Raw genomic sequence first — 12,584 nt, forward strand, 5'->3', positions numbered from 1 at the left:
TCTGGGGTATGCAATTTCGCACTTGTAAGAATTTTTGGGATTTCGCAGACCATTAGTCTAGTCTCAATCCCAAAAATTCTTACAAATACAAAAGCACTACCGCCATTACTTCGATTGTTTTTGTGTTTCACTTGTCATTTTGAGCGAGTGAAACGAGCGAAAAATCTCTAATCGTCATTGCGAGAAATCGCACTTTTAAGGGCGACTTCGTGGCAATCTAGTAAAATTTTGCGTTAGCAAAATTAAAAAAATACGCAATTTAGTAAATCCTATTTGGATACTTCGCTTCGCTCAGTATGACAAATATTTTTATATTCTGCAATTCACAGAATCTAGCGTGATTTTGGGGGCTTTTTTGCGTAGGATTTTTTTGTTTGGTTTTTAGGTGTGAAGTTTGCCTTTTTTGCTGAATCTCTTTTGTATTTTTTCGTAGAATCTGTCTTGCGTTTTTTAGCAAAATCCCAATTTTTCGCTGAATCTGTAAAATTTCGCTTTTTGCTAGTGCGAGTTGTAGAATCTTTACCCTTTTGCATAAAATCCCATTTTCTCGCTGAATCTGTATTTTTTGGCGTAGATTCTACACTTTTAGGCTCCACCACACTCTCCACGCCTTTTTCTAAATCAAAATCGCCCTTGCGCACGGCATCCAACACGCCATTGACAAATCCCCCCGTCCGCTCATCTCCCAAGATTTTAGCGATTTCAATGGCTTCATTTATCGCCACAGGCGCGTCAATCTCGCCTTTTAGGATTTCATAAACGCCAAGCCTTAAAATGCACTTATCAATCGCCCCTAGTCGCTTTAACTCCCAGCTTTTTAGGTTTGCATTTATGATACTATCAATCTGCGCTAAATGCGCCACCACGCCACTAAACAAGCCCTTTGCAAAGTCCGCTTGTGTGTTGCGAATCTTTTTTGCACTCAAAAGCGAATCGGCAAAGTCAAAAATGCGCTCATTGCCCATCGATAGCGCATACAAAAGCTCGACAACCATTTGGCGCGCGTGAGTTCTAGTCGCCATAACGCGCCTTACATTTTGCTATAAAGATTCATTAGCTCAATAAGCGCGTTCATCGCTTCAAAGCCCTTGTTGCCGACTTTTGTCCCTGCACGCTCAATCGCTTGCTCAATGCTATTTGTCGTCAAAAGTCCGAAACTCACGCACGCATCGTATTTTAGCGTGGCATTTGCAATGCCCTTTGTCGCCTCCGCGCTCACATAATCAAAATGTGGCGTAGCCCCGCGAATCACCGCCCCCACGCAACAAATGCCATCATATTCGTCCTGCTTTAAAATGCGATTTAGCACGAACGGCAATTCATACGCACCGGGCGCAAGAATCACATTTAGATTATCCACATTTCCGCCGTGTCGCTTAAAACTATCCATCGCGCCCTCAACCAACCTATCTACGATAAGATGATTGAAACGCGATGCGATGATTGCGACTTTTTCGCTACCATTTAGTTGTAAATTTCCTTCAAAAGTTGTCATTTTTTGTCCTTTCATTTTAGTTTATTGAATCGGCGATTTTTAAAAGTTGCGTTGCTAAATCGCCGATTTTTTTGCTATCAAGCATATTTGCGCCATCGCTTAACGCATTTTGCGCATCATTATGCACTTCGGCAAAAAATCCATCAACCCCCACAGCAGCCGCAGCCCTAGCCAAAATGGGCGCAAACTCTCTCTCACCGCTACTTTTGCCATTCGCCCCGCCGGGCATTTGAATGCTATGTGTCATATCAAAAATAGTAGGTGCAAACTCGCGCATTATAGCCAAACCTCGCATATCCACGACTAAATTTCCATAGCCAAAGCTACTGCCACGCTCTGTAAGCCAAACGCCTAATTTTTTTGACGCTTCATAAGTCGCATTTTTTAGCGATGAATCGCGCGTTTTTAGTGCCTTTAAAACCGCATATTGCATATCGCGCGGATTTACAAACTGCCCTTTTTTGATATTTACGATTTTGTCGCTCTTTGCGGCTTCCACAATCAAATCCGTTTGGCGACAAAGAAGCGCGGGTATTTGCAAAATGTCCGCCACCTGCGCGACTTTTGCGACTTGTGAAGGCTCGTGAATGTCGGTTATGATTTTGTAGCCAAATTCTTTTTTGATTTGTGCCAAAGCCTCCAAACCCGCATCAATGCCGATTCCGCGAAAATTCTCCAAACTTGTGCGATTTGCCTTATCAAAACTTGCTTTGAAATAAAAGTCGATTCGCGGATTTTGTGACAATTCGCGCAAATCCTCCGCGATAATTTTTAGTCCATCAACGCTCTCAACCACGCAAGGTCCAGCCATAACTATCATTTTGTTTTTTTGCATTTTTTTCATTTTAATCCTTATTTTTTAAGATTGCGCCTTTGGATTCTGCGATTTTGGCGCAGGTTATGGGGCGAAATTCACGCTTTATCATATTGTAGTTTAAAATCTCGCCCGTTTCGATGATATAATACCACCCATAAATATTTAGCTCGCCCGCGTCAAACTTCTCTTCGACAAATGGGTAAGTCATAAGGTTTTCTAACTGATATTCGACATTGATTTGCTCACACAGCCACACTTCTTTTGAAAAGGACTGCGGATTTAGTGCCTTTACGCGCTCTTTTACGGGGTTTAGCAACTCTAACCACTTTTTGACATACGGCGTAGAATCTAATCGCTTCAAATCGCGCAACGCCGCAATACACGCCCCGCAGTTGCTATGTCCGCAAATTATGATATTTTTGATTTTCAAAATACTCAAAGCATACTCAATCGCGCTCGTAGTCGCCAAATATCCGCTACGCATCGCGTTATTATCGGTATAAGGCGGGATAATATTGCCGACATTTCGCACGACAAACAAGTCGCCGGGCAGAGTGTTTGTGATGAGATTTGGCACGAGACGCGAATCCACGCAGCTGATAAAAAGCGTGTGTGGATTTTGCTTTTTGCCTAAATTTTCATAAAGTTTTTTGTGCGCTAAAAAGCTCTCTTCTTGAAACTTTATCGCCCCTTCAAATAGCTCTCTCAACTCGTTTGCCTTTAATTTTTGGTGGATTCTGTGATTTTAGATTCGGAGTTTTGATTCGCATTAGATTCTGCGCTTTGCGCCCCAATATTCGCTGAATCTAAATTTTTTATAATCTCATTTGCCTTTTGCTCTTTGTCGCTCACATCGCCCACCACGCTAAAATGCAAATCCACACGGCGATTTTTCGCGCGTCCTTGCGGTGTGGCATTATCCGCTACGGGATTAAAGTCCGCATCACCGCCAATTTGCATAATATTTGATGGGATTTTAAGCGACAAAAGCGCGTTTGCCACGCTTAAAGCGCGCTTGTTTGATAAGTCCCAATTATCCATCGCACTCCCTGCGCGAAATGGCGCATTATCCGTGTTGCCGATGATTCGCAAAGCTAAAATATCCCTAAATCGCTCAATTTCTAACGCCACTCGCTCTAAAAATACCCGCCCACTAGGATTTACAATCTCCACGCCCCCACTTGCAAAGAGCAAATCATCAGGGATTCGCAAGATAAATCCATCATCAGATTCTTCTAAATCAATGCCCGGACCATCGCTAATCTCGCTCATTTCGCTGTATTCATTCATAAGACTTGCAAAGACATTTAGCACTTCGATTTTATTGCTCTCAGTCTGCAAGGGCAGTGCCTGAATGGGATTTGGCGGGGTGATTTCCGTCTCCACTCCGTGCTCCAAAATGCTTAATGCCCCCTGCACCGAGCCAATCGCTTGTTGCACCTTTTCTTTATCAAAAGTCGCCATTGAGAGAAGCAAAATAAAAAATGTCAAAAGCAAACTCATCAAATCGCCAAAAGTCCCTAGCCACAGCGGGAGTCCGCCCGGCTTTGGTGGTGGTGCTACCTTTTTTCTCGCCAAAATCGCCCCTTTATTTTTAAAAAAATTCGTGTAAAATTATAACTTAAAATTTTAAATTTATAAAGGCAAAAAATGGGCGAAATTGTGAATTTTATAGTCGATATTGTAGGGCAGCTGGGATATTTTGGCATTTTTGCGATGATGTTTTTAGAGTCAAGTTTTTTCCCCTTCCCATCCGAAGTAGTGATGATACCTGCGGGATATTTGGCGTATAAAGGCGAGATGAATGCGATAATCGCGGTGCTTATGGGGGTTTTAGGCTCGCTTGCTGGTGCGCTGTTTAATTACTATCTTGCGCTAAAATTTGGGCGAATCTTCGTGCTAAAATTTGGCAAATACTTCTTTTTTAGCGAAAAAACGATGAATCAAATGGAGGCATTTTTCAAAGCACACGGGGAGATTAGCACATTTATCGGGCGACTAATCCCTGCGGTGCGGCAATATATCTCACTCCCTGCGGGACTTGCAAAAATGAATTTGCCAAAATTTTGCTTTTATACTTCGCTAGGTGCGGGGATTTGGGTGATTATTTTAACGATTTTAGGATATTACATTGGCGGGATTTTTAGCGCGGGGATGGAGATTAGCGAGATTATCCACACTTTTACAAGCAAAACTTTAAGTCCGCAAGAAGCGCAAATCAAGGGCTATGTGACACAAGCGGTGATTTTCACGCTGATTAGTGCGGTTGGGATTTTAGCGGTGTATGTTTATTTTAAGCGCAAAGCTGGAAGTGATTCGATGGGGCGAGATTCGGTGGAGAAAAATGCGTGATTATGAAGTGTGTTTAGAGATTTTTGCTATAATTTTGCTTTAATTTTTAAGGATTTTTTGATGAGATTTTTTAGACTTTCGATGAGATTTTCAAAGAGATTTTCGATAAAACGCAACGAGAGAGAGAGAGAGAGAGAGAGAGCGGCGCGCCGCGCTAAATAAGGCAGATTCTGCGAAAAACGCAGAATCTAACCCCACTTCGTCATTGCGAGATTTGGCGAATGCCAAATCGTGGCAATCCAATCAAATCAAATTCGCAGAATCTAATCGTAAAAATCCCGCAGATTCTGCGCTAGATTCTGCTAAAACTTCAAATTTTACACGAAATTCTGCGTTTCGCACGAATTTCGCAGAATCTCCCCAAAAATCCGCAGAATCTCCCCCAAACCACAAATTCCCCAAATTCCCACGCAATCTAATTCGCGCGATTTTCCCATCGCACGGCGATTTTAGCGACAAAGACTACAAAACTTACCGCGATATTTCCATCTTTGCGATTTTAAATATTTGCTTTTTAATCTGCGTTTTCTCGCCATTTGCGCTGTATGCAAGCGATGTGACGCAGTTTGACGCCACGCAGACGACCTCGACTTTATGCGCGCTAGCGGGATTTTTCATCCTAACAAGCGGGATTTTCATCTACGCCACGAGTTTTTTCTACAAAACAAGACTTTTGAAACTCGGCACATTCGCATTTTGCGTGGTTTTAAGCATTGGATTTATTTATTGCTTCGTGCTGGTAGGCGATTACGGAGCGATGGAGCAAATGATGTTTTTAGATACTAGCAAAATTTATCATAAAAATAATAAATTCATCGATTTGGCAATTGGAATTTTGTCCTGTGTGGCGATGTTTTTGGTGCTATATTTTGCAAAGCATATATTTTTAAAAGGGATAAAAATTATGTTTTTAAGCATTGTGGTGCTGTCATTTATTTCATTATCGCAAATTTTATTAGCGCAAAACGCCTCAAAAATCGCAGAATCTAACTCCAAAAATCCCGCAGATTCTGCGAATCTGCAAAATCCAAATCCGCATTTTTCTGCATTTTCAAAAGATGATTTAAATATTATCGTATTTATGTTAGATGCCTTCACTGGGTCGCATTTTAAGATTTTGCAAGAGGAAAATCCTGCATTGCTAACGATGCTTGATGGATTTATTTATTACGATAATACCACGACCGCATCGAGTTTTACGCATACTTCTTTGCCTAGCGTTTTTGGTGGGGACTATTTTAGTTCGTATCAAATAAATGCGCGTGGCGTGGCGGATTTGGAGAGTGAGAGGGATAGTGCCATCATAAATATCGCTTCTAATTTTTTGCAAAAGGGATTTCGCGTGGATTTTGATATTTATGCGGTGAATGAAGCAAATATCACCAAAAATCTCGCAAATCCAAATTTTTCGATGAAAACAAATAATCATTACTACAAAACCGCATTTGAAAAAACGCATAATTTCGCTTTGGCGGATATTTTGGCGGAGATTAAGGCGGATTTGAATGTGGATGCTTTGCTATCTTATGGGATTTTTCGAAATGCGCCATATTCGCTTCGCACACGAATTTTGTTAGTTGAGGAAGCGAGGTGGCGCATTCACTTTGGTGAGGTTAGAGCATCCTCACACTCGCTAAATCTCGCTACGCACCACATTTCGCAACTTGGCACAATCATCGATAATGTCACACTTGGGGCAAATAAATCAACGCTAAAATTTATCGCAAGCGGACTAACGCACGATAGTTTTGTGGTGGATGATATCTCTTGCCTACCCACTCTCTATCCAAAGGCGAAATTACCGCAAAAATACAGGGATTTAATCCCAAAAATGTTTTGGGGGAAATATAACTCCGAAGTGTGTGCGATGCGTGAGATTGGGCGATTTATCGACAAATTAAAAGATTTAGGCATTTATGATAGGACGATGATTGTTATTGTGAGTGACCACGGGAGGGCGGATTCATATCCGCAGTTAAAAATCGCAGGGAATAATTTCCCCGGATATTACACCGATACTTTGCTACTAGTGAAAAATCCGCACGCTAGGGGCGAAATGAAAAGTGATTCGCGTTTAATGATAAATAGCGATGTGGCAAGTTTGATTTGCGAATATATTGGCGGATGTGAAAAAGTCCCGCCAAATCCGCTGAAAAATTATCCGCAAAATAGGGAAGTGGTGCATTTTCATCCCAAATATTTTCAAGGCAATAAAAATCCAAAAGATAAATACGCAAAAGAGGCGGTTTGGAAAGTTAGGGGCGATATTTACAATCCGCAAAATTGGGAGAAAATTGATTGAACCAAAGTAAAAGTCTAAGATTCTGCGAATTTAAATCATTTCGCAGAATCTAAAATCCCACACGAGATTCTGCAAAAAACGCAGAATCTGCGAAATCCCTCACGAGATTCTGCAAAAACGCAGAATCTACAAAATCTCGCACAAAAGCACGGTTTCGGCGACCAAACTAAAATCACTTCCCTTGCAAATCTTAAATTTATATCCCAAATCCCAGCGTTCAATCAGCGGTTTTATCTCAAAATAATCTTTTGCTTGATGATAAATGCTAATTAACATCGCTGGTTTTTGCGTGGCAATCGTCTCTTTCGCACCATTTAAAAACTCCATTTCAAATCCCTCAATATCCACTTTTATAAATCCAACTTCGATTTGCCTATCTCTTACAAACTCATCTAGCGTGGTAATTTCGATACTTTCTTTGCTATCGCTTTCAAAGCAAATGCTTGAACTTGACCCTGCGATATTTATCGTCATCTCCGTAGATTCTGCGCCAAGACCTTTGTTTATGGGGATTATTCGCGTTGAATTATTTAGCGCGATGGTTTGCTGTATTAAGTTAAAATTTATTTTCGCGGGTTCAAAGCAATAAATATTTTTATCGCAAAATTCCCTCTCAAATATAATCGCACTATCGCCGATAAATCCGCCCACATCGATAAAATCCTTGCTTCTCATCGCCTCCAAAGTCTGCTTTTTAAGTCTCAAAAGATTGTGCTTATGCCAAAATACGCTAATTTCAAAGTGGTTGATTGGCAGAAAATATCCGCTGTAATAATAGAGATTTTCGCTAATCTTAAAAATATTTTGGAAAAATTCCCAATAAATTTTTGTCAAATCTTTGATTTCATCTTGTGTGAGATTTGAGATGATTGGATTTTGCGATTTGTGTGTCTCTAAAATGCGAGCAATTTGGCGGATGATAAAATCTCTATCTTGCGATGACAAGTTTGCCACCAATCGCAAAATATGCTCTTTGATTTTGTCATTTGTGGCGATGTATTCGCCAATATCGCTATTTAGAGAGTGTGTTAAGCAAAAAGTTTTGCGTGAGAGTTTTTTAAAAACTGAAATGCCAAAGATTTTATAGCAAAATGCAACTTTTCCCTTTCTGCCCCCCCCCTATTTGCAATCTAGAAATTAGCGGGATTCCAAAAAAATATAATTTTGCTTCGTATGCGCTATTTCGCGCGATGTTGCCTTCACTTCGCTTGATATAAAAAAACTTCATATTTATCCTTTTTGTAAAATTTAGTGCGAAATTTTATCAAATATTAAAATTTTTTGCTAGAATTTTGCATTTTTTATTTGGAGCAAAAGTATGAATTTTAAAATGACAAATAGGGGGGGGGCAGAATAAGCATTCGCGGATTTTAGATTCTGCGAAAATCACAAAAAACAATTTAGATTCTGCGAAAATCGCAGAATCTGCGCCATTTCCCGCAAAAATCGCAGAATCTCGCCTCGCAAAAATCGCAGAATCTGTGCCATTTCCCACAAAAATCGCAGAATCTCGCCTCGCAAAAATCGCAGAATCTAATCTATATTCCGCCATCGCGCTAATCCCAGCATACAAACCAAGCAAAGAGTTAATCGCCCTTGCTTCCACTTTGAAAAAATATAATTTTATTGTGATTGTTATAAATGATGGTTCGCCAAGTGCGTTTGATTGCGTTTTTAATACGCTAGATTCTGCGATTGTGCTAAAAAATGCGATAAATTTAGGCAAAGGTGCGGCACTAAAAAACGGCATAAATTATGCGATAAATGCTTTTCCAAATGCTTCTTGCATTATCACAATGGATTGCGATTTGCAGCATAGTATCAAAGATGTGCTAAATTTGCGCGATAAATTTTTGGCAAATAATGCGGATTTTGCCATCGGCGTGCGAAGTTTTAGCGCAGAATCTAAAACGCCATTTCGCTCAAAATTTGGCAATAAACTTACAGCACTCGCATTTAAAATACTTTTTGGCAAACACATAAAAGACACGCAAAGCGGACTTCGCGCATTTAATATTCCATTTGCCAAAAATTTGCTTTCCTTACCGCAAAATGGATATGAGTTTGAGATGCAAATGCTGATTTTGGCGGCAAATAGCGATGTGAAAATCCTGCAAATCCCAATCAAAACCATTTATATTGACAATAATGCAAGTTCGCATTTTAATCCAATCTTTGATAGTTTGAGTATTTATTGCGTTTTACTTCGGCATATTGGAAACTCGCTTTTAACCGCGCTAATTGATTATGTGGTGTTTGTGTTTTGCTTTGTGGTGGGATTTTCTTTGCTTTGGGCGATGGTTTGCGGACGTATTGTTGCGGGGAGTTTTAATTTCATCGTTGGGAAAAAATTTGTCTTTAAAAGCAAGGGCAATATGTGGGTTGAAATGCTATCTTATGTAATGCTAACGATTATTTTAATGCTAATCTCTATGAAAAGTATCGCTATTTTTAGCGCGCATAGCGGGATTAGCGAGATTTTGGTAAAACCATTTTGCGAGGCAGGAATCTTTGCCATTAGTTTTTTAGTGCAGAGATTTTTTATTTTTAGACTTAGGGCAAAATTTTTAGATTAAAAAAGGGAGGAATTATGATTTTTGCGATTTTGTCATTTTTTAGTGCGGTGTTTTTGCCTGGTGGTATTATTTTTGGTGTGCTTGAAAGGGCGAAAAAAATTCGCTTTTTTAGCGTGGCATTTTTTATTGTGTTTAGTTTTGTGATTAGTTTGTGTGTTAATTTTATGCTAATTTATGCGCTAGTCGCCGCTAAACTTTATACGCAATTTGTGGTGCTTGGCATTTTTGCGTTAGAAATTTTAGCATTTTTATATTTATTTTGGCGCAGAATCTACGCAAATATCAATCCAAATGAGATTTTGCAAAAAGGCACAAGATTTGAAAAAATCTTATTTGCAATCAGCATTTTAATCGCACTTTATTTTTTAAATAAAGTTTTTAAGGCGGATATTTTTTGGGCGTGGGATGCGGTGGTCTCGTGGGATAGGTGGGGAAGCGAGTGGGCAAGGGGGCGATTTGTCCTAAATGAGGGCGGTTACTCGCAACTTTATCCAATGCTTTTGTCACTTGGATATGTGGCAAGTTCGCAAATATCGACTTTTCAGGGCGTCGGCGTGGCGATTTATTGGTATTTTATGTTTGTGTGGGCGGTGGCAAGTTTGTTTATTTTAAAAGATAGCGAGATTTTTGGTGCTAATTTTTTAAACACAAATTGCTTTGGCATTGCACTTTGCGTGATGATTTATATGACATTTTTTCGGTGGAGCGGGGAATTTTATGTAGGATATGTGGATATGCCCGTGGCGATGATGATTTTAATCTCTGCGTTGCTTTTGATTGAAGCAAATGCGCTGTTAAAAAACGCAGATTCTGCGAATTTAGCGCAAAACGCAGAATCTAGCGCAAATTCTGTCATAGATTCTGCGAATCATATAAATTTCGCAGAATCTAGCGCAAATTTATTTTTGTTGTTAGGTAGTTTTGCCGCTGGGATTAGCGCGGAAATCAAGCAAAGCGGGTTATTTTGGTGCGGGATTTATGTGCTTTTGTTAGTAATATTTTTTCGCAAAATTGGCAAAAATATCATATTAAATATTTTTATCATCATCGCTTTTCTCGCACCTTGGGTGATTATCGCACTTTATAAAAAAATCATTTTAAACACTCCCGCCACAAATATTGAATACACTTGGCATAGAATCTACCTTGGCAAGGGATATTTTGAGCGATTTGATGAAGCGATTTCGCGCTATAAGAAGTTCGCGCAACTCTTTTGCCTTTGCATTTTGGCACTTGGGATAAAAAATAGAATTTTTGGATTTTTGGGTGTTGCTTCGATTTTGTATTTTGTCTTTTGGGGGACGCATTTGAGTTATGATTTGCGGAATTTGCAAGGCGGACTGCCTTTGATGATGATTGCAATTAGCGCGATAATGATTTATTATTTTGAGGTGATTTTGAGGATTTTGCCATTTTTGTATAAAAAAATTGGGGCGATTTTTGTGATTTTTGTGGTGGGCGGTTTGATTGTGGCGCATTTTAGCGAAGAGCGAGTCATAAAAGGCGAATATAAGCGAAAAATGAAAATAGGCGGTGAGGCGACAAATGCGCTTGTTTTAAATGTGTTTAAAAATAATGGCGCGAAACTTTTGCTAACAAACAATCAGTTAATCGCCTATGTGCCGGCGTTTGAGCGGAAATACTATAAACATTATAGTTTTGGAGAGCATCTCAAAGATGGGCAGTTTGAGGCGTTTGCGGTGGATTTAAAGGCAAAGGAGGGGAGTTTTTATATTTTGCTTCCAAAGAGCGAATTTAGGCGATATAGCGCATTTTTGAGCGATGCAAAGTATCTTGGGGAGAGCGATTATTACGCGCTGGTGGAATATTGAGATTCTGCGAATTTGCAAACATTGCGCTAGATTCTGCGATTTCTGCAATTAGATTTTGCAAAAATTGTGCTAGATTCTGCGCCAGATTCTGCTATTCGCAGAATCTACGCCATTATTTTCCCTAAATAATTATCCCATAAATAATCTGTTTTGCTTGTGTATTGCTCCATTACGCGTTTGTAGTTATCTAACACTGCTGGGAGTCTGCGCTCATATTCTTGCGGTGTGCATTGTTTTAGGACTTCTTTAATGTCGCTTTTTGTGGTGATTTGGATAATGCCTTCATTATTGAAAAACTTATCAATCTCCGTTGCACCCAAATAAATGGGGATAGTTTGCGCTGCAAGTGCGCTAGTAAGTCGCTCGGAGAAATAATATGGGCTTATGTCGTTTTCCAAACAAATGGTAAATCGGTAGTCATTGAGCGTATCGCTGATATTTTTCACATACTCACCGCCGTCAAATCGCCCAAAAGTATCGCAGAGATTTTCGCGTTTGCACCGCAACGCCAAATCAAGGCGAAATTTATGAAGTTCGCACATAATCTTATCGCTACTCAAAAAACTTATATTTTTGCTCTTTTTGGTATGCAAGTCAGGGGCGATAGAATCTTCATTCCAAATTTGCGCCACAAATGGCACAAAACGAGCATTTGGCAGCGTATCCAAAATCCTTGCGCTATAAGTGAAAATCAAATCAAAATCTCTCTCTAATCCCTTATGCTTTTCAAAAATCTTATATTCGCTAGGGACGATACTTTCAGATTCTACAAGTGCGCCGTAGCGATTTGTAGGGCGTCCCATCGTTTGCAGCATTGAATGCCCCGTGTAAAAATGCCTCTTTAATCCAAAGTCGTAATTATCCCACACAATGCGCCGTGAGCGTATTAGTCCGGCGTTTGAGTTATGAATATCGCGGATAAAAAAGACTTCTAACTTCTCGCCAAATTCGTTATAAAGGGCGATTCCCCCCCCCCCCATTTGTGCGGATAGATTATAAAATGGATAGTAGATTTTGCCATAAATGCTGTGAGTGGCGCAAATATCGCGATAATCGCTAGATTTTGCACTGCCAAGCGCGATGCGAACCCCCGCCCTAAATCGCCTATATTTATCCTTGCTAATCAACCCAAACCGCAATCTATCGATAAAGTCCTGCCCTGCTTCCCATTTCATACTAACTCCATATTTAGCAGAATCTAAATTCCACA

At 40.0% G+C, this 12,584-nt stretch carries 15 protein-coding genes; 5 read left to right on the forward strand and 10 right to left on the reverse strand.

From position 1 onward, the window contains the following. Positions 1-332 precede the first annotated feature (332 nt). Genes nusB through ACWIUE_RS02395 form a run of 5 tightly spaced genes read right to left on the reverse strand, consistent with a single transcriptional unit; the run spans position 333 to position 3,890 of the window. On the reverse strand, positions 333-1,022 hold the full coding sequence (gene nusB / locus ACWIUE_RS02375; RefSeq protein ID WP_454134545.1) for a transcription antitermination factor NusB: 690 nt from the start codon (positions 1,020-1,022) through the stop codon (positions 333-335). 8 nt (positions 1,023-1,030) lie between these two features. Further along, entirely contained in the window at positions 1,031-1,495 is a 465-nt protein-coding gene (ribH, locus tag ACWIUE_RS02380; protein ID WP_454134547.1) for a 6,7-dimethyl-8-ribityllumazine synthase, read from the reverse strand. Between the two features lie 16 nt (positions 1,496-1,511). Further along, positions 1,512-2,345: a 3-deoxy-8-phosphooctulonate synthase gene (kdsA, locus tag ACWIUE_RS02385; protein WP_454134968.1), complete on the reverse strand. Its 834-nt coding sequence runs from the start codon at positions 2,343-2,345 to the stop codon at positions 1,512-1,514. Next, positions 2,341-3,021 carry a carbonic anhydrase gene (locus ACWIUE_RS02390; protein WP_454134548.1) on the reverse strand — a complete coding sequence of 227 codons (681 nt, stop codon included), beginning with the start codon at positions 3,019-3,021 and terminating at the stop codon, positions 2,341-2,343. The genes kdsA and ACWIUE_RS02390 overlap by 5 nt, the downstream gene beginning before the upstream one ends. 11 nt (positions 3,022-3,032) lie before the next feature. Next, on the reverse strand, positions 3,033-3,890 hold the full coding sequence (locus ACWIUE_RS02395) for an OmpA/MotB family protein (RefSeq protein WP_454134550.1): 858 nt from the start codon (positions 3,888-3,890) through the stop codon (positions 3,033-3,035). 72 nt (positions 3,891-3,962) lie between these two features. Here ACWIUE_RS02395 and ACWIUE_RS02400 point away from each other — a divergent pair, with 72 nt between their 5' ends. Then, entirely contained in the window at positions 3,963-4,664 is a 702-nt protein-coding gene (locus ACWIUE_RS02400) for a DedA family protein (RefSeq protein ID WP_454134551.1), read from the forward strand. A gap of 90 nt (positions 4,665-4,754) precedes the next feature. Here ACWIUE_RS02400 and ACWIUE_RS02405 read toward each other — a convergent pair whose 3' ends face one another. Further along, positions 4,755-4,892, reverse strand: coding sequence for a hypothetical protein (locus ACWIUE_RS02405; RefSeq protein WP_454134553.1), 138 nt, complete (start codon positions 4,890-4,892; stop codon positions 4,755-4,757). Here ACWIUE_RS02405 and ACWIUE_RS02410 point away from each other — a divergent pair. Next, positions 4,879-6,966 carry a hypothetical protein gene (locus ACWIUE_RS02410; protein WP_454134554.1) on the forward strand — a complete coding sequence of 696 codons (2,088 nt, stop codon included), beginning with the start codon at positions 4,879-4,881 and terminating at the stop codon, positions 6,964-6,966. The genes ACWIUE_RS02405 and ACWIUE_RS02410 overlap by 14 nt on opposite strands. A 126-nt stretch (positions 6,967-7,092) precedes the next feature. Here the strand turns inward: ACWIUE_RS02410 and ACWIUE_RS02415 are convergent, their stop codons facing one another. The 3 genes from ACWIUE_RS02415 to ACWIUE_RS02425 form a co-directional block, all read right to left on the reverse strand. Beyond that, the gene (locus ACWIUE_RS02415; RefSeq protein WP_454134969.1) at positions 7,093-7,920 is read right to left on the reverse strand and encodes an FkbM family methyltransferase; all 828 of its coding nucleotides are present in this window, start codon (positions 7,918-7,920) and stop codon (positions 7,093-7,095) included. A gap of 127 nt (positions 7,921-8,047) precedes the next feature. After that, positions 8,048-8,194 carry a hypothetical protein gene (locus ACWIUE_RS02420; protein WP_454134555.1) on the reverse strand — a complete coding sequence of 49 codons (147 nt, stop codon included), beginning with the start codon at positions 8,192-8,194 and terminating at the stop codon, positions 8,048-8,050. A gap of 36 nt (positions 8,195-8,230) precedes the next feature. Then, a complete protein-coding gene (locus ACWIUE_RS02425; protein WP_454134556.1) occupies positions 8,231-8,518 on the reverse strand; it encodes a hypothetical protein in 288 nt (95 codons plus the stop codon). On the opposite strand from ACWIUE_RS02425, the gene ACWIUE_RS02430 reads away from it, so the two are divergent. Genes ACWIUE_RS02430 through ACWIUE_RS02440 form a run of 3 tightly spaced genes read left to right on the forward strand, consistent with a single transcriptional unit; the run spans position 8,448 to position 11,499 of the window. Then, positions 8,448-9,542: a glycosyltransferase gene (locus tag ACWIUE_RS02430; protein ID WP_454134558.1), complete on the forward strand. Its 1,095-nt coding sequence runs from the start codon at positions 8,448-8,450 to the stop codon at positions 9,540-9,542. The genes ACWIUE_RS02425 and ACWIUE_RS02430 overlap by 71 nt on opposite strands. Positions 9,543-9,556: 14 nt before the next feature. After that, positions 9,557-11,374 carry a hypothetical protein gene (locus tag ACWIUE_RS02435; RefSeq protein WP_454134560.1) on the forward strand — a complete coding sequence of 606 codons (1,818 nt, stop codon included), beginning with the start codon at positions 9,557-9,559 and terminating at the stop codon, positions 11,372-11,374. Then, positions 11,371-11,499, forward strand: coding sequence for a hypothetical protein (locus ACWIUE_RS02440; protein WP_454134562.1), 129 nt, complete (start codon positions 11,371-11,373; stop codon positions 11,497-11,499). The genes ACWIUE_RS02435 and ACWIUE_RS02440 overlap by 4 nt, the downstream gene beginning before the upstream one ends. On the opposite strand, the gene ACWIUE_RS02445 is transcribed toward ACWIUE_RS02440, so the two are convergent. Beyond that, on the reverse strand, positions 11,479-12,549 hold the full coding sequence (locus tag ACWIUE_RS02445) for a glycosyltransferase family 10 domain-containing protein (RefSeq protein ID WP_454134564.1): 1,071 nt from the start codon (positions 12,547-12,549) through the stop codon (positions 11,479-11,481). The genes ACWIUE_RS02440 and ACWIUE_RS02445 overlap by 21 nt on opposite strands. Between the last annotated feature and the right edge of the window lie 35 nt (positions 12,550-12,584).

It is taken from the genome of Helicobacter sp. 23-1045, assembly GCF_053654655.1.

Bases quoted from the DNA above. Each gene is read 5' to 3' on its own strand.
- ACWIUE_RS02425 (WP_454134556.1), bottom strand. From the start codon at position 8,518: ATGGCGGAATATAGATTAGATTCTGCGATTTTTGCGAGGCGAGATTCT.
- ACWIUE_RS02400 (WP_454134551.1), top strand. From the start codon at position 3,963: ATGGGCGAAATTGTGAATTTTATAGTCGATATTGTAGGGCAGCTGGGA.
- ribH (WP_454134547.1), bottom strand. From the start codon at position 1,495: ATGACAACTTTTGAAGGAAATTTACAACTAAATGGTAGCGAAAAAGTC.
- ACWIUE_RS02445 (WP_454134564.1), bottom strand. From the start codon at position 12,549: ATGAAATGGGAAGCAGGGCAGGACTTTATCGATAGATTGCGGTTTGGG.
- ACWIUE_RS02420 (WP_454134555.1), bottom strand. From the start codon at position 8,194: ATGAAGTTTTTTTATATCAAGCGAAGTGAAGGCAACATCGCGCGAAAT.
- ACWIUE_RS02435 (WP_454134560.1), top strand. From the start codon at position 9,557: ATGATTTTTGCGATTTTGTCATTTTTTAGTGCGGTGTTTTTGCCTGGT.
- nusB (WP_454134545.1), bottom strand. From the start codon at position 1,022: ATGGCGACTAGAACTCACGCGCGCCAAATGGTTGTCGAGCTTTTGTAT.